Raw genomic sequence first — 26,127 nt, 5'->3', positions numbered from 1 at the left:
CACACATAAGCGACTGGTTGTTTGCTAACGAGCAACAATTTAGCCACTCGATTATTTTTTATACATTCCTTTTGGTTATATAAACCCATCCGACTTCCACATGTCGGGTGGGTTTATTTTTTGATATAGAATACCATATTAGATAGGTAGATTATAGGCCTTAGTATCGACTTAATCTCAATCACCTAACATTCTAATCTCCTATACCTTTGATGATTTCTATTTCAAACTTTTTAATCTTGCGCTTTAAAGCATCACGGCTAACACCTAATAAAGTAGCTGCCTGAGTTTGATTAAACTCTGTTTCCTTAAGTGCAGCCTCGATTAATTGCTTTTCATTAACATCAATATTTAGATTCCCATTCGACACAAAAGCTTTGCTGTGACTATCTTCACCTCTGAGCGGAAAATCCTCGGGTAACAAGCTGTCATTATCAGATAGAATCATGGCTCGTTCAACCATGTTACGCAACTCCCTTACATTACCCGGAAAGTGATATTTCTGTAGTTTATTAACCAGCGATTTAGCTATACCGGGTGCTCTTTTGCCTTTTTTCTTAGCAATGCTCTTAATAAAATGCTCCAATAATGGCTGAATATCTTCGGGGCGTTCGCGCAATGGAGGAATATTAATCTCAATCGTATTAATTCGATGAAATAAATCAATGCGGAATTGCTGTTCACCTATCAGATCTTCAATGTTTTTATTGGTGGCGGAAATGATGCGGACATCCACTGGAATTTCATTGTTGCTACCAACACGTTTTATTCGATTTTCTTCGATTGCCCGCAGAAGCTTGGCCTGCAGAGCATATGGCATGTCTGCAATCTCATCTAAAAACAGTGTCCCTTTATTGGCCAATTCGAAATAACCTTTTTTCTCATCTCGCGCATCGGTAAATGCACCTTTAACATGACCAAAGAACTCACTTTCGAGCAAAGATTCAGGAATAGCCGAACTGTTAACCGGCGCAAACACCTGCTTTTTACGCGGGCTTCCAAAATGAATAATTCGCGAGATAATTTCTTTCCCTGTGCCATTCTCACCGGTCACCAACACATTCACATCACCATCTTCAGCAGCTTTCAGTGCCATTTTCAACACTTTCTTAATCTGCTCACTTTCACCAACAAAATCCTTCTCAATTATTCCCTCCAGTTCCTTTGACACCAGAACACCACGATTCTCGGCTGCTTCCAGTTTAGATTGCATCAGTAGAAATTTCTCAGTGCGCTCAATGGCCAATTGTATATCCATAATCTGAAATGGCTTTCGGATAAAATCAGACGCTCCCTGCCTCATCGCCTGAATGACCATGTCCATATCGCCATAACCGCTTATCATGATAATTTCCAGATTGGGATATTCTTTTTTCACTTTTTGCAGAATATCCAAACCATTCATCCCCGGCAACATTACATCCAATATCAACACACCCGGACGCTCTCTTTCGAGCAAATCAAAGCCTTCGTTTGGTGTATTGGCGGTATACACTTTAAACTTTCTTTTTTCCAGATGGTATTTAAGCTTTTCTGTAATTCTGGATTCATCATCCAGTATAAGTACTTTTAAATCATTCATTCAATACTCTTTCTATAAGTTTTCGGCCAAGGGCAAAATAACAACCATTGCCGTACCTTTATCTTTTTCACTCTCTACCTCAATATGTCCGCGCATTTCTTTAATTAGACTATAAGAAATAGATAAGCCTAATCCGGTACCTTTTCCCAATTGTTTGCTCGTAACAAAAGGCAAGAATATATCCGTTTTCCTATTTTGTGAAATACCCACACCGTTGTCGATTATACGAAGGTATACCTGCTCATTTTTGTTATACGTTTCGATTTTAACCTGCATTTTTAAATCGGACTGTAGAGCCTTTCGCTCCTCTACAGCATCTTTTGCATTTGATAGTAAGTTATGTATCACTTGCTCCAGTTTGTGCGGATTACCCAGCACACAAGGCAGATTATTTGACAATGTCATGCTTAGCTGAATATGATGATTGGCATATTGATTACCAATCATAGATGCCGCAGCCCTAACACATTCACTTACATCAAACTCCTCTTCCACCTCATCTTTTTGTCCGCTGCTAAAAATTCGAATGTGATCCACAATTTGTCGCACACGCACAATATCTTCGAATATTTCATTGACTGATTTGTTTAAAAAGCCATGGTCAACCTTTTCTTCTTCCAATTCATACTTGATACTTTCGGCCGACAAGGAGATATTTTGAACCGGCTGATTAATTTCGTGTGCAATACCAGCTGCCAGTTCACCCAAAGAGGTTAAACTACTCTGATGCATAATTATTTGTTGCTGTTCCTCCTGCTTTTTTAGTGCTTCAGCAATTCGTTGTTCCAGATTTTTATTTTCCTGTCCCTTCAGGTAATAACGATAATAAATAATAAAGACCGAGAGCGCCATGATAATAATTGTAAAACCAAATGACAAGCGCCATCTTACCAGGTTTTCTTTTTCTAGCTCAAGTAAAATATTCTTATTTTTTGTTTGAAGAATTTCATTTTCTCTTTGCTTTTCTTCTACAGCCTTTGCAGATAATACATTGGCAAAATTTGCAATATTTTCGTCCATTACCATTGCTTCAGATAAATCGGAATACTGAATCCGATAATGGTAAGCCTTTCGATAGTTTCCTAGAGCCTCATATGCTTCTGACAGCACCAGGTAATTATCTCGTAGTAATTCATTTGCTTCGGCTACTTTGGCCAAACGAACACTTTTATTGTAGTTTACAATAGCTAGTTCATATTTATTTCGTTGTGCTTCAATCATACCAATACGCATCAAGCTCATTGCCGCTTCCCAATGGCTATTGTGCTCAATTTGCATCTTAAGTGCTTTTTTATAAAATGCCTGTGCCTTTATGAAGTCACCCTTCGAATAATAGGAGTTAGCAATATTACTTAAGACAATGGACACATTCTGATTATCTCCCCTCTCTTCAAGCATCTGCTTCATACGGGTAAAATAAACGAGGGCTGTATCGTATTCATTCTGGAAAAAATAAATCTGTCCGATCTGATCCAACAACCGGATTACTTCGCCCTTTGAAGCATCACCACGTTCTCTTTCTACTATTTTCAGAGCTTCTCTATAATAATATAAGGCCTTTGAATAATCGGTAATATTCTTATAAACATCGGCCATATTCTTATACGTTTCTCCCATTTTCTCCCAGTTCTTTTCATCGATATAAAGCAGGAGTGATTGTTTGTAGTTTTTTAAAGCCTTTTCTGACTGGTTCAATCTAAAATATGTGGAAGATAAATTTGATATACTTTGATTATCACCAATGGAGCGATATTCAGATAATGATTTTCGATAATAATCACGTAATAACTCGTATTCATCAGCAAAATAATAACACAGTCCTAAATTATTGTATGCTTCGGCCTTCCCTCTTTTATCCTCCATTCGAACGGCGGCCTGGAGTGCTTTCTCCGCGTACTTGATGGCCATCTGAGGATCATCATACATTTTTAGCCTCGCTAACTTATTATTGAGTTTAATCTTTTCTTTATTATTAGCATTTTTTAATCTATCCAGCAACTCTCGCTCCGTTTCTTCTTGCGCGAAGGCAACTACAGCCATTAATAAACATATAACTAGAAGAATAACGCGGGTTAAAAACTGCTTAAAATAGTCCATCTGAGCACACGAAAGAGTAAGTGATTGTTGTTTAAAAGTAGAAAAGATTTTGTAATTAAAAGATGTGTTTGATCAAAAGTTTCCCAATGCGCGTCTTATCGTCGAACTCAACAATTTTTAACACAGCGATTTTTATCATGTTTTAAGCCTTATAATGTCATTGTTTTCAAGTAGTTCCCAAGCTATTTTTGCGGCGATTTTATCAAGTACAAGTTTAAAGGGAACAGAATGAAAAGGTTAGTATTAATAACGATAGGGGTTATTATTGCATTACAGCTCAACTCACAAAACAGCCTGAGTTTTGATTGGGGAAATACCACCAATTATATTGCGCATGGTCGTACATTGAGTGCTAATCAGGCGTGCTTTCAGCCAGGCATCTACTATGGCATTAATAAGGGCCCAACAATAATGGCATGGTTTAGTCTTCCATACGACCGTCAGTTTAGTGCTTTAGATGAGTGGGATATTATCATTGATCATAACATCAATCTTTTAGATACAGACAAGAAATGGAATGTAAATCTCCATGGCTATGTCAACTATTGGTATTTGCCGGTGAACAATGAATCAGATAAACAAGATTATTACCAAGGGATGAAGTATAATGCAGGAATACACTTTCCTTATTTCATCTCAGAAGATTCTGATTTTAAAATAACAACTGGATATGATTTTTATTTTTATCACCAACTAGGACGTGATATGAACATAAGAGCAGCTGGTATTCATGAATTTTTAATAAAATTTAACAAAACATATAAAAAGGTAAGTGTCGAAGCTAAGTCGGTGATTAGCAACAATCAAGGCGCTGTAAGCTATGCTATTGATCCAGGTTGGGGCTTCTTCTCGCAACATTTGTCATGTTCCATCCCTACTAAGCTGGTATCTTTGCGCACAGGTATTAATTACCAGCGCACGCTTGATGCACTTGAACCAACCGGAATGGATAAAAATTTGGTATGGTTTTCGCTTGGCATTAGTAAGAGTTTTAAAATGTAATTTCTTTTCATACCTAGCAAAGGTTAGGTTAATAATGGTGATAAAGGTGTAGAGTTGGTTCTGGCGAGCCAACTCTATTTTTTTGACCATACTTGAGCAACCAGTTTCTGTAGAAAATCTCGTGTGTAATAATCTTCGTCTGTTATTTCATTGTCATACACCACTATATCCAAGTCAATCTCACGAGGGCCAAACTTGGGTCTGGAACGATTGCGCCCCATTTTATCCTCTATCACTTTGAGCTTTATGTTTAAGATATCGAAATCATCATCTGTTTGAAGTAAAACTGCACTGTTAAAGAAATCATCCTGATTGGTAATTCCGATTGGTTTAGTGATTAATACTTCAGAAGATTTGAGTACTTCACCAATTTGTTTCAACTCTTCAATAGCTGCAGGTATGTTTTGTTCTGCATTTATATTGGAACCTAAACCAATTACAACATGAATTTTTCTCATTTTGTTGCTGCTAAACTTATTGAAACACTTTCAGAAAAACGCAAGGCATGTAGTTTATCAATCTCAACTTCAGCCGCCTGCACACGTTCATGTGCCATGATTGTATCCAATACCATTCGCGCCAAGGCCTCCAATAAATTAAATTGGCTATTTTCTACTTTGTCAATGATTTCTTTGGTGATCGTCCGGTAGTCGAGTGCGTCTTCTGGCTTATCACTCAATTCTTCCTCTCCTGAGCGATAGTCGATTGTAATATTGAACATCAAATCCTGACGCTTTCCTATTTCATGTGGATTAAATCCCACATAGCTTCTTAGTAACAAATTTTTTATCCTCAGTTTTCCCATCATCAATGATTTGGTCTAAGAATAAAACGAATTACTATAACAAATGTTGACCCGAATCGCAATTGATAATTTGCCCCGTTATGTTTTTATTACCCAGAATAAAGTCAATTGACTGAGCAATGCTGCTTAAGTCGATTTGCTTTTGTAGGGGTGTCTTTTCTACAACGCTTCTAAAAAATTCATCGCTCTTACCTTCAGGAGGTAATACCGGGCCTAATGCCAAGCCATTAACCCGAATGTCAGGTGCCCATTCGAGTGCTGCCATTTTGGTGTATTCAGCTAACGATTTTTTGGCAAGCAAATACATGGCGTGACTTGAGTGATTGCTTGTAATGGCCGTATCGAGTATGGATATGATATTCCCTTTTCCATTATGCTGCCGATATGCTTTATCAATTATCATGGGCGAAAAAAGGTGAATGCCCATCATGTTTTCCATATCATCAGCTTGTGTGCTAGCTAGATTTCCACTTAAATAATAACTCGCATTATGGATTATGACATCGGGCAAACCAAATTTCTCAAATACTTTATTTATAAAATCATCTAAGCTTCTCCACTCCTTAAAATCGTGTTTAATAAGGCTAAAATTCTGTCCAGGGTATTTTTTTTGAAGTTCAGCAACCAATCCTTCACCAACGGCCATACTGTTATTCACATGTATAAGCACATCGTAACCAATGCCGGCAAAATAATTAGATAAGCTATATCCTACTCTTTTGGCTCCCCCTGTTATCAGAACTTTTCTCTGCATCAGCTATAAATTAGTGCTACAATTTTTTCAAGACCCGTTTTATCGGCTTCGTCAAAAGAATCAAAATCCTTACTATCAACATCAAGTACAGCCACTACCTCTTTTTGCTTATTAAACACTGGCACTACAATCTCAGAATTACTTGCTGATGAGCAAGCAATATGCCCCGGGAAATCGTGCACATTTGGTACAATAACTGTTTCCTTTTGATTAATACCAGCCCAACAAACCCCCGTATCTTTCTTTAGTTTCAGACAGGCTACCGGGCCTTGGTAAGCACTCACTATTAAATCACCTTTTATCAGTTCATAAAAGCCTGTCCAATAATAATTATTGAATTTATGGTGTAAAATGGCGTTTATGGTTGCCATTCTGGAAACCGGGTTATCAGTTGCTTCAATTAATTGTTTAATCTGTTCGTATATACGTTCGTAGCGTTTGACCTTACTTTTCTCATTCATTGCACTAAAGAATTTGTCTTAATTCGACTTCTGAATACTCAATAACTTACATTTGATTCTTATAAAATAAAAACCGGTGTAATTTACAAAATTACACCGGTTACCATTATATCACATCACTACTATTTGTCCTTTAACATTTCCTGTAATTTCTTACGTGTAAAGAAAATACGGCTTTTAACAGTACCTATCGGCAAATCCATCTTCTCAGCAATCTCTTTATATTTAAAGCCTTGCGTATGCAATTTGAATGGTATTCTGAATTCATCATCTAGTTTCTCAACTTTTGAATTCATTTCCATTACTGCATATACATTTTCAGGCGTTTCGGATGCGTAATTCCTTTTATAAGCCACACGAATAGCATCGTCGGTACTATCAAATGTATTTCGTGTCTTTTGATCGCGACGATAATTATTTATAAAGGTATTCTTCATAATGGTGAATACCCAGGCTTTAAAGTTGGTATTATTAACAAACTGTTCGCGATACGTAAGTGCCTTTAAAGTTGTCTCCTGAAGCAAATCGCGTGCATCATCATCATTAGCCGTCAGGCTCAAAGCAAAGTACAGAAGCTTGTCCTGCATGCTTAATAATCGTTGGTCAAACTGAACTGCGGTCATATCGTTGTGTTTTATCTCGTTACGTAATTGTTGAACAAATATACATCAATTCACATGACTTTCCAATATTTTAAGATGCTTTTATCTTTTATTAACTCTTAATTCTAAATAATCTCTGATTTAACCCTTTAATTTTCAAATAAATTAAACAGCAAACATTGTTCATTCTAAATTATTTTTCAGACACTATCAGTTAAACAAAAAAGAGGCACCAATGGCGCCTCTTTAAAATATCTATTTAGGAAAGCTTAACGACAAATAATCTTTTTCTTATAAGTCTTTCCGTTAATGTTCAATGTAACAATTAATGCGCCTTTTCTTTGATTGTTAAAACTAATCCTATCACTCCATCTATCCATATCTTTATAGGCATCCTTAACAGCAACTAACCTACCTGACATATCGTAAACAGCTAAAGCAATATCACCACGTTCCTCTGAATCAATTACAACATCAATATAATTTGTTGCAGGGTTAGGACCAACGGTAAATGTTGCACCTGCTGTTTCATCAACATTAACTGAAGTGCCTGTTTCTTGGATAATGATATCATCTATCACCCATCCCCAACCAGTTGCATTAGCATCTGAGAATAATCTGAAACGAATTAATATAACATCACCTGCTTCAAATGTATCATGAAGATTTATAGTATGCTCTTCAAAAATAGTTGCCGAGCTTGGTGTTTTATTAATATTACTATAGTCATTATCTGCATCGGCAAAATCCTTCCACTTGTCCGAATAATTGACATCATAACCATCGGCTAATGGCAACCAGTTTATACCATCCTTGGTTCCTTCAACAATAACGTAATCCCAGTATTCATCATCACCAAAGCTTGTACCTGCCTCTCCTGATTCAATAAGCGCAATATCACGATATGACATGATAGCATTATCACGATTATCTAATACTGTAATTGGATAGCTCAATACATAAGTTGGATTAACACTTGCTTCATATACTTTATCACCATCATCATTTTCTTTTCGATCAATATGAATACCCCAATCATCAAACAATTCTTTTGAAATTCTGAAATCAGAACCTATAAAGTCATATCGTTCTGATGTAAAAGGATTCATGTACTTTTCGATTGGTTCTTTTAAATTGTAATTCTCCATGATGACATAGTTTGATATAACTACAACAATATCAGAAGACGCCTTAGCTTGAACTCCAAGTTTACTTTTAGTAATTTGGGTTTCAATTTCATCTGATAGAATTCCAGCAGTAGTATTGTTGTAAGTCGCTACGACTTCATCGTCTATGTACAAATCAACTTTGTCAAATGCTTGTTCAAGCTCCAATTTAAAAGCAATTTTCCCTGTTGGAGATTTACCTGAACTCAGAAATGGTTGTTTAATATTTGTAGGCAGCTCAGGCATATCAACTGTCCATACACCTCGACCATGTGTTCCAACAACTACTTGTTGTCCTACAATTTTCATATCCCAGATACAAACCGCCGGAAGACCATTATCAGCATACAACCAATTAGCTCCACCATCTATTGATTCAAACAAGCCAATTTCGGTACCTGCCCATATAACATTGGTGTTATGAGGCATAACGATTAAGCTATAAACTGCCACATTAGGAAATCCGTTAGAACTGCTTCCTGCAGTTCCAAAACCTGATAGTTCATTCCAGGTTTCTCCTAAATCACTTGTTACAAACACTTTTGGAGCACCATATAACGAAAACAGTACGTAAGCCGAATTCTCATCAGTTGGATGGGCTACAATTTTTGAAATATTAGCTGAATGTGTATCAAATGGCGTATTTACCAAGCCAAATGTTTCTCCTCCGTCTTTAGATAATGCTAAAGGATGATTCGCAGACACTTTTGTTCCTGCCCAAATATATTTTGAATTAACGGGACTTATAGCAGTATGTGGATTATAGCCACCATCACTCCATGCACTGGCCGGAACTGAAATTAATTTCCAACTTAATCCAAAATCTTCTGATTTTGAAATACCATTAGCATTTCCAACTAATAATAAATCCGGGTTACTTTTTGAATTCTCAATTCGTGTAATAAAAGGTGAGATTTCATCATCATTATAGCCATCAACCCCCTGTATACTTACCCAGTTTTCACCTCCATCGTATGAACCAAACAACGTATTATAATAGTAACATCCAACAATTTTATCAGCATCACTCTGGTTCCAGATAGTAGAGAATCCATCACCACCGGCAACCTCACTCCATACCGTTAATTTCTCTGGATTTTCTATTGACATCCATGTACCATTATCCTGCAAACCACCTGCATATTGATTTAATGTTGGGTGCTTGGCTACTCCATAAAATTGAGATGTATTGTAGCCATTATTAGGACTTGACCATGATGTACCTGCGTTATCAGAAAAGGCAACACCACCGTCGTTACAACTGATTACCCTAAAGGGTGCTCCTTGTGTATCATCAACCAAAAGGTTATGATGGTCGGCATGCACATAGTTAGAGGCGCTAGTGTTTGCACTCCAATCACTAAGCTTCTCATAAGTCATTGACTGTTCTTTAATCTCAACCTTGTTTAAGCTTAAGGTTACATTTACAAAACCCGTCGGATCCCAGCTAATACTTTCCTGCATTCTTGGATGTACATAAGCCACCTGTTCAGTAACAACTCCCCCATCAACTCCTATTATAGCAGAAGGATTATCACTGCTATAACTACTACTATGAACAATTATCTGCTCTATACTGGTATCTGTCAAATTAAAGGCTCCATTATCATCACTATCTCTAAATGAAACCATTAATTGTTGGTTATTTTCTGTGTCCCATACTTCAAAAGGCACATCTACATAGTCATTATATATAAATGTGCTTTCATCTACTACAGCCTCAGAACTACTCACTGTAAATCGATGAGCTTTTTGAGAATTCGTACCTCCAAAGCGCATTTCAACATTCCCGATGCCGGCAACGTTTCCATTAGTCATTTTAACACCACCGCCAAGGTATTGCCCTTCAACATCAGTATACTCAAAGTAAGCTGTTGTATTATCGTTTACATCGAAGCCAATTACTCCATTAGCAGCACCCACTTCGGTAGTAACTCTATACAAATCTACTCCTCCAATAAATAACTTTGTTTCATCATCAGGGTAGGCAACTAAGGTATTATTGTACCACCCCTGACCAGAAAGGTATTTTACTTCCGTTCCGGAAAAGCTAACATCAACCCAATTATCTCCACCATCTACCGACATAGATAGGTTAGATTCGGATGTTAGCGCGTACATTACATCCGTATTATATTCCGAAATTCCGACTTCAACACGACCTTGTGTTTTGGGGTTAACGAGCTTCCAGCTTTTACCTTTGTTAAATGATTGTATAACGCCATAATCATTAACACCTGCGATTAATATACTTGAATTATCGGGTGACATCTTTAAATCCTGCACCCTTCTGGCACTGCTTTCGTTATTATAAAGCTCTTGAAATACCTTATTCCAACTTGAGCCTCCATCTGCTGTTTTATAGATGCCCCAATTTGTAGCTGCATAAACAATATTCTCATCATCAGGATCAACAACCAAACGGTTGACAAAACGAAAGGCACCATTAGACTCGATTGAACTTAATAAGCTCCAGGTAGCTCCATGATCAGTTGATTTAAATATACCATTACCCATAATGGCATCAAGATTCCAGAAACCCTCACCGGTACCTGCATATAAGACATCGGAATTAGAAGGTGCCATAGCCATACTGCTAACCGCCAGGTTCGGCCAATTATCAGAAACAGTTGTCCAATTCTGACCAGCATCAGTGGTTTTCCATATACCACCACCAACTGAGCCGGCAAACCATGTATTCCCAGTGTTATCGGTAGGGTCAATTATAAAACCACGGGTTCGCCCTCCAACATTACCCGGACCTCGTTCGATCCAATTAAGGTCCTCTTTGGCCGATTTAAGCTGAGCTGATTTGAGCTTTGCACTTTTGAGTTCATTTAGATGATGATTGTGTGGATATTCCTTACTTGGATCGTTATTCGTCTTTAAATAATAGAGATAATTCAAATATTCATCTGGCTTATCTGGCTTAGCATAGCCAGCTTCACGACGTTTTAATTTCTTTTGAATCTCTTGTGCCCTTAACTCTTGCGCAGTATAAGTTTTTTGCCCTTTTAACGGCGACTTTGTTTCATTAGGAACAAAGTAAAACACAGTGGCTGAAAGCACCAGTGCTATTAAAATGGGAGTAAAGTAACGTTTCTTCATTCAAATTAGATTATAGGTTTAAATGTGGGTTTAGACTTTTATTTCTCGATACTATATACTTTCTCTAGCGTATTAACATTGATATAATACCTTGACATCTTCTTATTTTCTTCACGATTTATTGATTGTACTTCAGGTTTTGAATTGACAACAACATACTCAGCATTATGCCATTCAACGGAGCCGTCTCTTTTTTGTTCCTCAAATACGATCTTACTGTTTTTGACATCGTAAATCATGTACTTCAAAGGTGTCAATGGTCCTTCTGCCTTTTCATTTTTTGAGTAAATTAAGGCATAGGTTTTAGGAATATTGTATGTTACTGTAGCATCCGTTCCCAATTGCTCTAAAGCAACGTTTTCGGCACTCTGACTTGATGATCTTAAACACTGGCAACTTACCAGAATAACTGAAATGCAAATTAATAAGATATATCTCATAAGGCTTAATATTCTAACAACAAGCGCATAAAGGTAGGAAAATTTCACAAAGGTAAAAGTGATAAATGTTGGCAAAAAAAAGCTGCCAAAAGGCAGCTTTTTAATGATATCAAATCATCGAAATATTTTTCCCGACCACTTTCATATTTATGGAAAAACAAGTACTTCAGGCCAAGCTCCCCAAGAATGTACATCTGGAATATAATGCTCAAGGCTCATAGAAAAAACCTTTTTACCTTCACCATTAGTTGAAACCGTTCCGCTACCAACTACGAATACCTGATAACCCGCACTATGATACCACACCTTTTGATTTGGTATTGAAACTGTTCCAGCAGTTACATCTTCTATTACAAGAATATCAGATCCTTCTTCGTATAATCCAGGCAAGCTATAAATATCCAATCCATCAGCTTTAAGTATTTCCTGTGGCCAATCTCCAGGCCAAAAGTCTGAAGTAAAATGACCATCTCCCATGGAAACCAGAGTCAGCTCTAGCTGCCCACTAAATTCTGCCGTATTGTATAAAGGTGAAGCATTATCACCTGTAACTTTTAAGGTAAATGAATAAATAGTAGCTGGATCAATTAACGAGGCATCAGTTGGTTTTACAATGGCATATGCCATTCCTTCTCCATCTGTAAAACTAAGTTGTGCTGTCTCTAACTCAAAGACACCAGTACCCTCAGTAAGCTCAAGGTTTGCAACTGTTCCGGCTGCATTTTTATCTGTACGATGAATTGGAAACATGATGGAATATTCATTATCGCCATTTAAAGCATACGCTCCATCTACAAACGTAGTCCCTACAGCAACATAATCTACACCTTCCGCATCAAAAAGAGGCCCTTCAACGTCTTGATCACATCCAACCAAGACGCCCATTAATAACAATATTGGTAATATTATTTTCTTCATGTCAGTTTTTTTAGTCATACAACATTTTACCATGGATTCTGATCTTTGTCTTGGTCCATCGCTTCATTACCATCAAACTCAGCCTGAGGAATAGACATTACCCAATCAGGACATAATGGATTTTCAGTATCAATACCACTAATCTTGTTAGAATGATTACTTCCTGCAAAATCTCTGGTAAAACCAGTTTTCTTACGTTTCACATCGTAAATACGAGGATGTTCCCCCCATAATTCAATACGCTTTTGTAAGAAAATCTCATCCAGAAGAGTCAAACTTCCAACACTTGGTGTCGTTGGTCCGTTAGCATCACCCGTAGTAAGTATTTTAGAATCTGTTAATCCTGAAATGTCATATCCAGCCAATCTTTCATCCATCAAATCAGATAATATCTGACGGGCGGCAGCATAACGCTCAAGCATACACTCAGCCTCAGCCATGATTAACATCATTTCTTCATGACGCATAAAGATGTAATCACCTGCGCCAGTAGAAACATTTCCAAATTGAAACTTAAATTGATTATAACTCAAGTTGGTGCCAGAAGGTTCATCTTCGGCAAGAGCACCATTCCACCAACTTTTACGAACATCGCCATTATCAACTTGATCATATAACCAATTACTGATACAAACTCTCGATTTAAAAGCATAATAGTCATCAGCACTTGCATCCATATGCCCAAATATTCCAGCACGTCCTGCACCTGGCACCTGATCATCAATTACTTCGAACCCCCACAATACAGAATTACTTGAGATATCATTGAAAGCGAAACCACCACTGATATCAGACTCAGATAACATTGACGTTGAACCTGTTAAAGCTTCAGCTGCGGCATCATATGCCTCCTGCCAACGCTCTTGCTCAATCATTACCTGCGCTTTAATTCCATTTGCAGTGTAATAATCAATATTAGAAATATGAACCTTCTCAGCAGCTCTATCAGGATGTAAACGGTACAATGCACTATCAATATCTGCATTTACTTGTATATACACGTCTGCAAGCGTCCCACGTCCTTTACCTTCTGTTGCTATCGTTGTCGGTTCAGTATAAATAGGCACACCTGGTAAATTTTCATTACCAACATAAGTTTGCTGATAAAAACGTGCAAGGTTAAAATAACAGAACGAACGTAATGCAAATGCTTGTCCCATCAAAGAATTCACTTTACTAGGCGCACCTGACAAGGTCTCCTTTGAGGCTAATATTGAGTTTGCATTCGTTATTAAAGTATAATAGAAGTTCCAGGTAGAATATGGTCGTCCGGCAGTATGTGTATAATCCGACTTCACCTGATACTTATAATCATAGTAAAACCAGCCACTACCTTGTTCATTTTGCACCATATCTTCAGCCATTAAAGCACCACAGTGCATAAGGGCTACATGACCAAATTGCTCATGTTCCCATCCACCACCCCATCCGGTTTGGAACATAGCTCTATAAAGGCCATTAATGGTACTCATTGCTTTATCAACATCTGAAAAAAGCTCTGGTCCTGAGGCTTGATCGGTGGGAAATGTATCCAGATTATCCTCACAGGCTAAAAAGCCGGCAACCAGAAATATAGCTAATAATAATTTATATAATTTCATAATTTGAGCCATTTTAGAATTTAATATCAAGACCAATAAGCGTTGTACTTACAGGTGCATAAACAAAATCGGTTGAACCTGAGAAGTTGTACTGAGGATCCATTCCGTCAAGATGTGAGAATAAGGCCAGATTATCCATCGTTAAATAGATACGAACTTTTTCCATACCAATTCTTGCACCAATATCTTGAGGAAGTGTATAACCAACTGTGATATTCTTAATTGCAAAATAAGAAGCATCAATTAGGTCTGCATTAGTCTGAGCACGGTCAAAACCGGTACCATTTTCAATTCTTGGAACATCAGTTAAATCTCCTGGTTGTTTCCAAGCACGTTCAATATTTTTGTGGTAATTGGCACCAACATATGTTGGGTTCATTAAACCTCTGTATACGCCATCATAAACATCACCACCCATCGAGAATGTAGTTAAAAATGAAGCATCAAAGTTTTTAAATATCTTAAAATCACTTCCAAATGAACCATAGAAGTCAGGAATACGACTTCCCATAATTTTGCGAGAATTTACCGCTTCATTTTTACTATCAGAGATAGAGTAAGTACGATTACCATCTTCATCCTCTTCGTAAACGCGATATAACTGGGCTCCACTTGTTGGATCAACACCAGCACTTTCTGACAACCAGAAAGAATTAATAGCCTCGCCAACTTTGTTAATTCGTGTTCCATTTATTATCTGATCGGTTTCCCCATCAAGTTTGAGAATCTCGTTATGAACAGTCGATAAATTAACAATTGCAGACCATTGGAAATTTGAAGATTTAACCACATCTACCGTTGTACTAAACTCAATACCTCTATTTAGCATTTCACCAACATTATCCCAATAACTGGCAAACCCAGTTGAAAGAGGCATTGGTTTTTGCATTAGCATATCAATCGTCTTACGGTTGTAATATTCAACTGTAAAACTTGCTGTATTAAAAATACGAGCTTCAACACCTATATTAAAGTTAAGGTTCTCCTCCCATTTAATATTTTCATTACCAAGCGAAGCTAGTCGAGCGCCTCCCAGTGTTGCATTAGGCACATCCAAATTATACAATGACTGCCATGCATAATAATTGTTTGATGTTGAAGTGCTGATATTATCATTCCCTTGCAAACCATAACTGGCTTTTAATTTCAGGTTATCAACCCAAGATACACCATCCATAAAACTTTCTTCAGAAACTCGCCATGATGCACCAACTGACCAGAAGTTACCCCAACGATTATCTTTATGGAATCTTGAAGAAGCATCGGCGCGGAAACTTGCACTAAAATAATAACGGTCTCTAAAATCGTAAGTCAAATTAGTGAAATATGACTCAATCGCGTAATTGTCTTCATAAGATGTTAGATCAACCGTAGTTGTACCAGGTGCTAATTCAATAATACCAGGAAATGGAAAGCCAGTTTTAGTACCTGTCATGTAGTTATACTTATAGGCGTAATTTTCATGCCCAAGAAGTACATTAAGGTTGTGCTGTCCAAATTGCTTTTGATAGCGAACTAGTTGATTCCATGTATAGGCAAACTTACGGGTATTTAACTTTTCAAGTCGACCATTTGAACTTACATAGTTACCAAAATCAGGATTATAGTACTCATATTGATTGGCAGTAACATAATCGAAACCTAAATTAGTAACAACACTTAAGCCTTTTACTGAATTATGTATTCCGTCTCCTAAAATATCAATATGGAAACGTCCTGAAACGTTATCATACTTAACCTTACTCTCATCTTCGTATAAGGTTGCAACGGAGTTAAAGTTTGGTTGAGCTCCACTTGGGCGATTAATACCGTAGTCAAATTGCTTACTACCCGTTTCAGAAAGAACCAAACTACCATCACGATTACGAATATAAACAGGGTACAAAGGCGCCATAAATTGTGCCGAATACCAAACATTGGATGTTGATGTTCCGGTAGAGGCAAGAAAATCAGTAGTGGTTTGAGCAAAGTTAAGGCTACCTCCATACTTAAACCAGTCTTTGGCATCTACTTCGGCGCCAACTCTACCTGAGAACCTTTGAAAATTGGTATTCTTTAACAAACCTTCTTCATCTAAATAAGAGAATGAAGAAAACATTTTGGTTTTTTCAGTTCCGCCATTTACCAGGATCTGATATTCCTTTCGTACAGCATTCTGGTTAGTCACTTCATCCAGCCAATCACTTTCATTAGCAATGCTTGCGTTTGGATTGACTTGACCTGTCATCGGATCTATTAATTGAGCCACCGGTACATCATAGAAATTGTATTGCTCATCAACACCAAAAATACCAGCACTACTTCCCATCATATCAACAGCCATTTGACCTGCCAATGCCGGGTTGACGTTATCCTGATAGATGAATTGATTTTTATACCCTTGATAAACAGCTTCAATGTATTGCTCAGAATTTAATGTTTCGTAAGGTTTAATGGCACGATTAGCAAAACCATGAGAAACTTTTAACTCGACAGAAGTTTTACCTTCTTTACCTTTTTTGGTGGTGATTAAAACTACACCATTGGCTCCTCTTGAACCATAAAGTGCTCCGGCAGAAGCATCTTTTAACACAGTAACCGATTCAATATCACTGTTACTGATAGCATTAAGATTACCATCGTAAGGCACCCCATCTACAACATAAAGTGGTGCATTACTAGAGTTAATAGAACCAAAACCACGAATACGAATGGAAGCTCCTGAACCTGGTTGACCAGAACCAGATGTTGTTTGAACACCAGCAATCTGACCATCAATCGCTTTTGTTACGTTGGCTGCAACACGTCTCTCCAGTTTCTCAGCAGCAACAACTTCTGCTGAACCTGTAAAAGATTCTTTTTTCGCAGTTCCGTAGGCCACAACCATCACTTCACCAACATCAACAGCATCACTTTGCATGTTAACATCGATATTAGTTTGACCTGTGTACGCAATTTCTTGCGGAGTCATACCCACAAAGGAAAAAACTAAGGTGGTTGCATCATTAGGAACAGCCAAATTGTAGGTGCCATCAGGTGTAGTTACAGTACCAATGGTGGTTCCTTTTACGAATACTGACACTCCTGGTATAGGGTTACCATCACTGGCGTCAGTCACTTTTCCGGTTACATTTGTGGTTTGAGCTAAAACTTGCAAACCAACCATAACCATAATCGAAAGTGCAAATAGTACTTTCTTCATAGACTAAAGGTTTAAATTAATAAATAGGACAATTTAATTGTGTCAAAAATAACATTTTCTATTGTATTTTAAAATTTTTTAACATTAGATTCTAATATTTGTATGCTCTGGAAACATATTCAAATTGAAAAAGTGGGAAGAAAATCTGTGTAAGTATGGGTGTTTAATCATAATGCATTTACCTACCAACCATAAGGCACTATCAAATTGATTTCTCTGTAATCACTTATACATCTTCTCTTTTTCATTTGAAAGTACCTATTTGAAATTGTATAAAGGAAAAGGCGCCCTTTGGGGCGCCTTTTCCTTTATATGCTAGAATTTAAAATTCTATTAATATTTATTCTGATCATCTTCGGTTAAATTTGGATTGGAATCAATCTCTTCTTGAGGTATTCTCCAAACCCACTTAGGATTTTCAGAAGCTTTTGGCTGTTTAAATCCATCTTGATAAAGAACAGATGCGGCACCTGAACCTGTTTGATCCAATGCTTCATCCCATCTAATCTTATCATGAAAGCCAAATCCTTCACCCCAAAGCTCGACGTGACGTTGAAACTTTATCTGATCCATTAGCTTAGCTTGGTCATCAAATTGTGCTTCATCGAATGCACTATCTCGCTCATCACCAAGAAGAGCCAGAGCTGTTTGTGCTTCAGGTATCATGTTCTGCATTGCGTAAGCCTCTGCCTCAATTAGTATCATTTCAGAAGAACGCATGTATGGTACATCATCGGGATCGATTGTACCTCCATTTTTACCAAGAAACTTCACTGACATGTATGGGTGCGTATGGTGACCGGTTGTCATCTTATAAGTAGAAACAACATTAGACCATGCTGCCCAGAAATCATCATCATTGTCATAATTTGGATCTGTTGTAGAACTACCACCTTGCTCATTTGATGCTGATGCATTGGTATTAGGAGCTAGAGGTAACCACAACTTAGTACGATAGTCAGTCGCAGGTAATGCGTTATAAATAGCATTGTTAATCATTTTCGGATTACCTCTATTTTGACTACCATTAAAATTAGTTCCTAAATAATAAAAATATGCTGCGTAATAGTTCGTTTCTGAGTCGATAACACGACCACCCCAGATTACCTCAGATAAATCATATGTATTGAACCCGCTTGTATAAGCCGCTTCATCCATTAATGGATATCCCTGACGCGCTAATTCAGCACTTTCTGCAGCATCTGCCCAGTTTCCACTAGACAATGCGATACGAGCTTTAATACCGTAGGCTGCATTCAAAGAGATGTGAGATTTATTATTAGGTGAACTGGCATCCTTTAAGTATGTAATTGCCTGATCAATGTCTAATTCAATTTGATCATAAATAGCTTGCACAGATGCACGTGGCTCACTCGTATATGGCGCTTCAGTTTTGAACAACAACGGCACACCTGGTTGTGTTGAAGGATCAGCACTTACTAAGTATCCTTTTGCGTATGTCGTCACCAATTGATGATAAGCCCAAGCACGATAAGCATGTGCCTGACCAAGGATATTATTCATCAACTCATCTTTCACCATTCCAGCTTCCTCAACCTTATTGATAATAGAGTTTGCACTCGCAATAAAATGATAACGCTGATACCAAAGGTTCCGAGGCGTTGAGTAATCAGAACGAATGTGTGTTTGCCATTGCAAATCAGAACGCATCCAACCATTACCCGGTGATGTATGAATAACAATACCTCCCATGGCATCTAAAGATGGCATAAAATGACTCTGTCCTGTACGCGACCACGAAGCATCGGGAAGAGGAGACTGTGCATACATTTGACGATGCAATCCATTTAGGACTAACATCATGTTATCTGGAGATGACAATGCTGCTTCTGCAGAAATAGCATCAGTTGGTGTTCGATCTAAGAAGTCATCAGCACAACCAACAGTTAGCATCACCGATAAAACCAGTAATAATATATTAATATTTCGTTTCATATTGTTCTTGTTTTATCATTAAAAATTAGAAGGAAACATTTACACCCATTGAGAATACTCTCGCTGGATTGTAGTCATAACCGTCAGGTGTTCCTGCCAAATTGTACTGTGGATTTAAGCCTTTACGAGCACTTGACAAAAATAAGTTTTCTCCTACTACAAATACTTTTAAATGTCCAATGCCTGCATTTTTCACCCATGGCTGACGGAATGTGTATGATAAGTTCACATTCTTCAAAGCAATATACGATGCATCTGTTAAGAAACGCGTCGACATCGTCTGAAGTAATGTAGTTTCGCCATTTTCCATACGAGGAACATTTGTAACATCACCTGGTGCTTTCCATGCATTCATAATATCAGGATGTAATGACTCACCATATTCTCCTTCATGCATCATATTGGCGTACCCATAGTCCAAAATTTCTCCTCCAATTCCATAAGTAAACATGAAATTAAGATTAAAACCTTTATAAGAAAGGTCATTTCTTATTGAACCGAAAACCTCAGGCTGAGAGGTTGCACCTGTATATCCTTTACCAACATCGTTGTAATCGTTGTAAGTTACAAACTCACCATCCTCATCAACTTCACGTTCAAACTTGCCAGTTCCTATTCCATTTTCATCTTGAACTTCTTCCCAATTATAATATAATGCATCTCCATTATCTGCATCAACACCAGCGTAGTCATAAATAAAATATTCATAACGCGAACGACCTTCGGCCCAACGCTTAGAACCAGTAACAACAGGATCTGGTATTTCGGTAATTTCACTTTTTAAGGTAGAAATTTGTAGGCCTAGATTCCATTTCAAATCTGAGTTACGAAGAATCGCACCCGTTAATCCAATTTCAAAACCTTCGTTATGCATAGTCGCAATATTCTCTGGTTTCACACTTAAACCATTTGACAATGGAATAGGCACATTATACAATAAGTCAGAGTTTATCTTCTTCCAATACTCAATAGAACCATCAATACGACGATCTAGTATGGCGAATTCTAAGGCTACATCCCAGCTTTCAAGAACCTCCCATGTCAAGTTATTATTACCAAGATCTGACCAATAGATACCTGGTTCACCAGCATTAGGAAATAATGAGTAACGGGGTTGAGAAATATAATAATCACCTAGATTATCCATACCAACCTGACCAAAAGATGCTCTTAACTTTAATTTATCGATTACAGAAATGTTCTGAATGAACGTTTCCTGATCCATACGCCATGAGCCACCTAAAGAAAAGAAATTACCCCAACGAACATCTTTATCAAATACAGAAGTACCATCACGACGCGCAGAACCACTGAAATAGTACTTGTCATTAAAGTTGTAATTTGCTCTTAAGAAATAACCCTCCATTGCTTTATCTGTTGTTGAACCAGATAAATCAGAGACTTTTGAGAAATTATCGAATTCGAAAATACCAGTAGCCGTTTGAGTGTTTTTCATACCCGAATTATAGGTATATTCTCTCTCAAAACTTTCATGACCAAGCGTAACATCAAAGTTATGGCCATTCTCAAAGCGTTTGTTATAAGTTAAAATCTGATTGAAGTTTTCAACCGTTCTTCTATAACGTAGTTCACTGTATCGTCCTCCAGGTGCTCCATCACCTACAACATTATTCTCATATTCTTTATTCATGTAATCTTGAACATCTGCTCCGTAATTAACAGATAACTTCAACCCATCAACAATCTGAAAATCTGCATAGTAGCGTGTTATAAAACTATTTTGTCTTGTAACATCACTGTTCCAATTGGTTTCAGCAATCGTATGGCGACCAACCAATGTAGGACGAGCTTTAATTCCATACTCTGGGTAACCTTCTCCAAGATCATATTGTTTGTTACCACCTTCATCTAAAATATAATCACCAGTAGATGGGTCAACAACATGCACAGGATATATTGAGCCAATTGATTTAGCAAAAAAGAATGGGTTAGCATAGGCTGTACCACGTGACATAGGTCCTGCCTGTTCAGACATTGACAAATTTAATGAACCTCCAACCTTTAACCATTTCTTTGGCTGAAAATTCGCTTTTAAGAAAGTTGTTAAACGATCATATTCACTGGTAATTACATATCCTTTTTCATCAAGGTAAGATGTCGAGAAGTATACATCATACTTCTCGTTTCCTCCAGCTAAATTAATAGAATACTGCTCACGCTTACCTTTTTGAGTCAATGCATCGTACCAATCCAAACTCTTAGCAATCACCTGGGCATTTGGATTTAATACACCATTTACATCAACAATTTGATCATTAGGCACATTAAATGGATTATAAGCTAAGCGATCGGCAATCTTTAAAGAAGCTTCCAAAGCAGGATCCCCGGTAAATTCATCATCAGCTGCCAAAGCATTTTTGTACCCTTGAAACATTGCTTCATAATACTGACCAGGGCTAACTTCATCATAGTTAGGTACAGCCTGTGAAATTGTTCCATAGCTTGCACTTACATTTACTTTGAGGCCTCCATCACCTTTTTTACCACTCTTAGTAGTAATTACAACTACGCCATTAGCAGCACGTGCTCCATACAAAGCAGTTGAGTTGGCATCTTTCAATACGGTCATGGACTCAATATCTTCCGGATTAATATTGCTTAACCCACCTTCATATTGCACACCATCCACAATGAACAACGGATCAGACACACCATTAAGTGTTCCAACACCTCTAATAACGATTTGCGGAGAAGAACCTGGTTGACCAGAAGATGACAGCACCTGCACACCAGTCGCAGAACCCTCAATAGCCTGAACTGCAGAAGTTACTGCTCGAGTTTCCAAATCTTTTGCTCCAACAACGGAAGCAGAACCTGTAAATGCTTCTTTGGTAGTAGTACCATATGCAACTACCATTACTTCTCCAACATCAACGGCATCACTTTGCATAACCGCATTAATAGTTGTTTGTCCAGTATAAGCAACTTCTTGAGTTGTCATACCAACAAATGAGAATACGATTGCTGTTGCGTCATTTGGAACTGCTAAATTGTAGGTACCATCAGGCGTAGTAACCGTACCAATTGTTGTTCCTTTTACAAATACTGAAACGCCAGGAATCGGACTACCATCCGCTGCGTCAGTCACTGTACCGGTTACATTTGCGGTCTGGGCAATAGCCTGCAGACCAACCATAACCATAATCGAAAGTGCAAATAGTACTTTCTTCATAGACTAAAAGGTTTAAAATTAATAAATAGGACAATTGTTATTTTCAAAGGTCCAAAAATAACACAATGAATTTAATTTTAAAATATTTTAACATTTAAATTTAATGACAAAAGTCAGAACCACCAAGAGAAATAACAATTTATTAGCAACGAGACATTATTCTCTTTTTATTTTCCCATATTTCAATCCAATTATTTTCCATTTATTACAATGTGCTCGAAATAGCTTTTACATGTTAGTCAACATGTTTTAACATTCTAACTCTAAAGGGTTATATTTTTATATCTACAACCTTGCAATTACATTACAATAACGTAATCAATTCGTTTATAGACACATTATGAACAATTACTTGATTTAATCTCATTCCATATACATATCATGAGATGTATGAATACAAAAGGAACAGTATCGATTAATATTGATGATGCAAAACCAGCAGGTCGAAAACAGAAAAAGGTATAAATAACTTTCTTCGGAAATTCAATGGATAAATTTTACTTTTGATGCCAAAGAAAATGACTATCCATTTTGGTCGTTTTCGCTTTTGTCATCGAACTCACTTAAAGCAAATACATTGGCTAAAACAAAGAAAGCTCCAGTCCAAACACCATTAATGAAACAGTACTATAGTATTAAGGATAAATATCCGGATGCCATATTGCTATTTAGAGTTGGAGATTTTTACGAAACCTTTTCAGATGATGCCATTAAAGCATCTCAAATACTGGGCATTACTTTAACCCGACGAGCCAATGGTGCCGCTTCGTATGTAGAACTTGCTGGTTTTCCGCATCATGCTTTAGACACTTACCTGCCAAAATTAGTGCGAGCCGGCGAACGTGTGGCTGTTTGTGATCAATTGGAAGATCCCAAAATGACCAAGAAGATTGTGAAGCGTGGCGTAACGGAGTTAGTGACGCCCGGTGTAGCCATCAATGACAATATACTTGAGCATAAAGAGAATAATTTCTTAGCAAGCGTTCACCTCGAAAAGAAAATAGCTGGTGTAGCCTTTCTAGATATATCTACCGGTGAATTTTTGACAGCTGAAGGATCATTTGAATACATCGAAAAGCTACTAACAAACTTCAAACCTAAAGAAGTTTTGTTTGAAAAGGGTAAACGAAACGAGTTTGAAAACCACTTTGGCGATAAGTATTACACCTATGCTTTTGATGATTGGGCTTTTGCTCCTGATTCGGCTCACGATCGCTTATTAAAACATTTTGAAACCAATTCTCTAAAAGGTTTTGGCGTTCATAATCTAACATACGGCATAACTGCAGCAGGTGCCATACTGCACTACCTGGACTTAACACAACACCATAAAGTGCAACACATTACTGCACTTGGGCGAATTGATGAAGATAAATATGTGTGGTTAGACAAATTCACAATTCGTAACCTCGAATTATTTGGCTCACTTAATGACGGCGGCAAATCGCTTAGTGATGTCATTGACTGTACAATAAGTCCAATGGGATCGCGCATGCTAAAAAGATGGGTAGCCTTACCGCTAAAAGATGTGAAACCCATTGAAGATCGTTTGAGTGTTGTAGAGCATTTTTTTAAGGAACCTGCTCTAAAAAGCGAAATTGTAGAAGAACTACATGCCGTTGGTGATGTTGAACGATTAGTTGCTAAAGTAGCTGCCGGCCGTATTACGCCACGAGAAATCATCCAGCTAAAAACGGCTTTATTTGCCATTGAGCCCATTAAGGAAAGTTGTTTAAATAGTACGAATGAGCATTTGCGACATATAGGTGATCAGCTTAATGCCTGTACAACCATTCGTGAACGCATTCATCGCGAAGTAGAAAACGAACCTCCAACTCTCGTTGCTAAAGGAGGTGTCATTCAATCTGGCATTAACACAGAACTTGATGAATTGCGAAAAATCGCCTACTCAGGCAAAGATTACCTTAACAATTTACAACAGCGCTTAAGCGAAGAAACCAACATACCAAGTATTAAAATTGCCTTTAATAATGTTTTTGGATACTACATAGAGGTCAGAAATACCCATAAGGATAAAGTACCTGAAGAGTGGATTCGTAAACAAACACTCGTGAATGCTGAACGATACATCACCGAGGAATTAAAAGATTACGAATCAAAAATATTGGGTGCCGAAGAGAAAATACAGTCCATTGAGGCCAAATTATACAATGAATTGGTGCTGGCTCTCTCAGAATTCATTCCGGCTATTCAGCTCGACGCGGTTCTATTGGCAAAAATTGATGTATTAATATCGTTCAACAATTTGGCTACAATTAATAAGTATGTGCGCCCTGTTGTTAATGACGAGTTAGAATTAAGTATATCAGCTGGTCGTCATCCTGTAATCGAAAAGCAATTGCCCGCTGGTGAAGAGTATGTTCCAAATGATGTTTCGCTAGATAATGACAAACAACAAATCATCATCATAACCGGGCCTAACATGGCCGGTAAATCAGCCTTACTTCGCCAAACGGCATTAATTACACTAATGGCACAAATAGGTTGTTATGTGCCAGCTGAGGCTGCAACCATTGGTGTTGTTGATAAAATATTTACGCGGGTTGGTGCATCTGACAATATCAGTTTGGGTGAATCAACCTTTATGGTAGAGATGAATGAGGCGGCCAGCATTCTGAACAACCTGACTCCCCGAAGTCTGGTACTATTTGATGAGCTCGGCCGAGGCACCAGCACCTACGATGGTATCTCTATAGCCTGGTCAATAGTTGAATATATTCATGAGAATAAGCGCGCCGGAGCCAAAACACTTTTCGCCACTCACTACCATGAGCTAAATGAAATGGAGAAGACGCATAAGCGCTGTAAGAATTATAATGTATCGGTAAAGGAAGTAGATAACAAGGTGATTTTCCTTCGCAAACTGGTTCCAGGGGGCAGTAATCATAGCTTTGGTATTCATGTAGCCAAAATGGCCGGCATGCCTAAAAGTGTTGTTAAAAGAGCCAACGATATATTGGGTGAATTAGAGAAATCGAACCGACAAGGCGAACTTAATAAGCCAATGGATGATATTGCCAATAATCGTGATGGTATGCAATTAAGTTTTTTCCAGCTAGACGATCCGGTTTTAACCCAAATACGTGACGAGATACAAACATTGGATGTTAACAACCTAACGCCAGTAGAAGCATTAAACAAATTGAACGACATAAAAAGGTGGGTTGGCGGCAAATGAAATAGTGGTGAACGATAAGAAATGAGAAATGCGCTTTAATATGCTATTAAAATAGTATTAAA

General features: G+C 37.7%; 16 protein-coding genes. 2 read left to right on the top strand and 14 right to left on the bottom strand.

Translation table 11 applies throughout. The features are described from left to right. Positions 1-193: 193 nt before the first annotated feature. Together JIV24_RS08620 and JIV24_RS08615 are read right to left on the bottom strand one after the other, a co-directional pair. Positions 194-1,582, bottom strand: a complete 1,389-nt coding sequence (locus JIV24_RS08620) for a sigma-54-dependent transcriptional regulator (RefSeq protein ID WP_200464624.1) — start codon at positions 1,580-1,582, stop codon at positions 194-196. Positions 1,583-1,594: 12 nt separating this feature from the next. After that, the gene (locus JIV24_RS08615) at positions 1,595-3,622 is read right to left on the bottom strand and encodes a tetratricopeptide repeat-containing sensor histidine kinase (protein WP_200464623.1); all 2,028 of its coding nucleotides are present in this window, start codon (positions 3,620-3,622) and stop codon (positions 1,595-1,597) included. A gap of 285 nt (positions 3,623-3,907) precedes the next feature. On the opposite strand from JIV24_RS08615, the gene JIV24_RS08610 reads away from it, so the two are divergent. Next, a complete protein-coding gene (locus JIV24_RS08610) occupies positions 3,908-4,681 on the top strand; it encodes a hypothetical protein (protein ID WP_200464622.1) in 774 nt (257 codons plus the stop codon). Between the two features lie 74 nt (positions 4,682-4,755). Here JIV24_RS08610 and folK read toward each other — a convergent pair whose 3' ends face one another. From folK to JIV24_RS08550, 12 genes are all read right to left on the bottom strand, one after another. Then, entirely contained in the window at positions 4,756-5,139 is a 384-nt protein-coding gene (gene folK / locus JIV24_RS08605) for a 2-amino-4-hydroxy-6-hydroxymethyldihydropteridine diphosphokinase (protein WP_200464621.1), read from the bottom strand. Continuing rightward, complete coding sequence (locus JIV24_RS08600) at positions 5,136-5,486, bottom strand: FolB domain-containing protein (protein ID WP_200464620.1); 351 nt, start codon at positions 5,484-5,486, stop codon at positions 5,136-5,138. Before JIV24_RS08600 ends, folK begins: the two co-directional genes overlap by 4 nt. 34 nt (positions 5,487-5,520) lie before the next feature. Beyond that, the gene (locus JIV24_RS08595) at positions 5,521-6,240 is read right to left on the bottom strand and encodes an SDR family oxidoreductase (protein WP_200464619.1); all 720 of its coding nucleotides are present in this window, start codon (positions 6,238-6,240) and stop codon (positions 5,521-5,523) included. After that, the gene (locus JIV24_RS08590; protein WP_200464618.1) at positions 6,240-6,701 is read right to left on the bottom strand and encodes a GAF domain-containing protein; all 462 of its coding nucleotides are present in this window, start codon (positions 6,699-6,701) and stop codon (positions 6,240-6,242) included. The genes JIV24_RS08595 and JIV24_RS08590 overlap by 1 nt, the downstream gene beginning before the upstream one ends. 122 nt (positions 6,702-6,823) lie before the next feature. Then, positions 6,824-7,324: a sigma-70 family RNA polymerase sigma factor gene (locus JIV24_RS08585; protein ID WP_200464617.1), complete on the bottom strand. Its 501-nt coding sequence runs from the start codon at positions 7,322-7,324 to the stop codon at positions 6,824-6,826. A gap of 248 nt (positions 7,325-7,572) precedes the next feature. After that, positions 7,573-11,577 carry a T9SS type A sorting domain-containing protein gene (locus JIV24_RS08580; RefSeq protein ID WP_200464616.1) on the bottom strand — a complete coding sequence of 1,335 codons (4,005 nt, stop codon included), beginning with the start codon at positions 11,575-11,577 and terminating at the stop codon, positions 7,573-7,575. Positions 11,578-11,615: 38 nt separating this feature from the next. Next, positions 11,616-12,017 carry a hypothetical protein gene (locus JIV24_RS08575; protein WP_200464615.1) on the bottom strand — a complete coding sequence of 134 codons (402 nt, stop codon included), beginning with the start codon at positions 12,015-12,017 and terminating at the stop codon, positions 11,616-11,618. Positions 12,018-12,164: 147 nt separating this feature from the next. Further along, entirely contained in the window at positions 12,165-12,935 is a 771-nt protein-coding gene (locus tag JIV24_RS08570; RefSeq protein WP_200464614.1) for a hypothetical protein, read from the bottom strand. Between the two features lie 26 nt (positions 12,936-12,961). Beyond that, a complete protein-coding gene (locus JIV24_RS08565; RefSeq protein WP_200464613.1) occupies positions 12,962-14,536 on the bottom strand; it encodes a RagB/SusD family nutrient uptake outer membrane protein in 1,575 nt (524 codons plus the stop codon). Positions 14,537-14,549: 13 nt separating this feature from the next. Then, positions 14,550-17,717: a SusC/RagA family TonB-linked outer membrane protein gene (locus JIV24_RS08560; protein ID WP_200464612.1), complete on the bottom strand. Its 3,168-nt coding sequence runs from the start codon at positions 17,715-17,717 to the stop codon at positions 14,550-14,552. Between the two features lie 333 nt (positions 17,718-18,050). Beyond that, on the bottom strand, positions 18,051-19,673 hold the full coding sequence (locus JIV24_RS08555) for a RagB/SusD family nutrient uptake outer membrane protein (RefSeq protein WP_200464611.1): 1,623 nt from the start codon (positions 19,671-19,673) through the stop codon (positions 18,051-18,053). Between the two features lie 25 nt (positions 19,674-19,698). Beyond that, entirely contained in the window at positions 19,699-22,866 is a 3,168-nt protein-coding gene (locus JIV24_RS08550; RefSeq protein ID WP_200464610.1) for a SusC/RagA family TonB-linked outer membrane protein, read from the bottom strand. Between the two features lie 616 nt (positions 22,867-23,482). On the opposite strand from JIV24_RS08550, the gene mutS reads away from it, so the two are divergent. Further along, a complete protein-coding gene (mutS, locus tag JIV24_RS08545) occupies positions 23,483-26,065 on the top strand; it encodes a DNA mismatch repair protein MutS (protein WP_234445760.1) in 2,583 nt (860 codons plus the stop codon). The last annotated feature ends 62 nt before the right edge of the window (positions 26,066-26,127 follow it).

The organism is Carboxylicivirga marina (assembly GCF_016612505.1).
Taxonomy (GTDB): domain Bacteria; phylum Bacteroidota; class Bacteroidia; order Bacteroidales; family Marinilabiliaceae; genus Carboxylicivirga; species Carboxylicivirga marina.
This window is presented reverse-complemented; position numbering and strand designations above follow the sequence as displayed.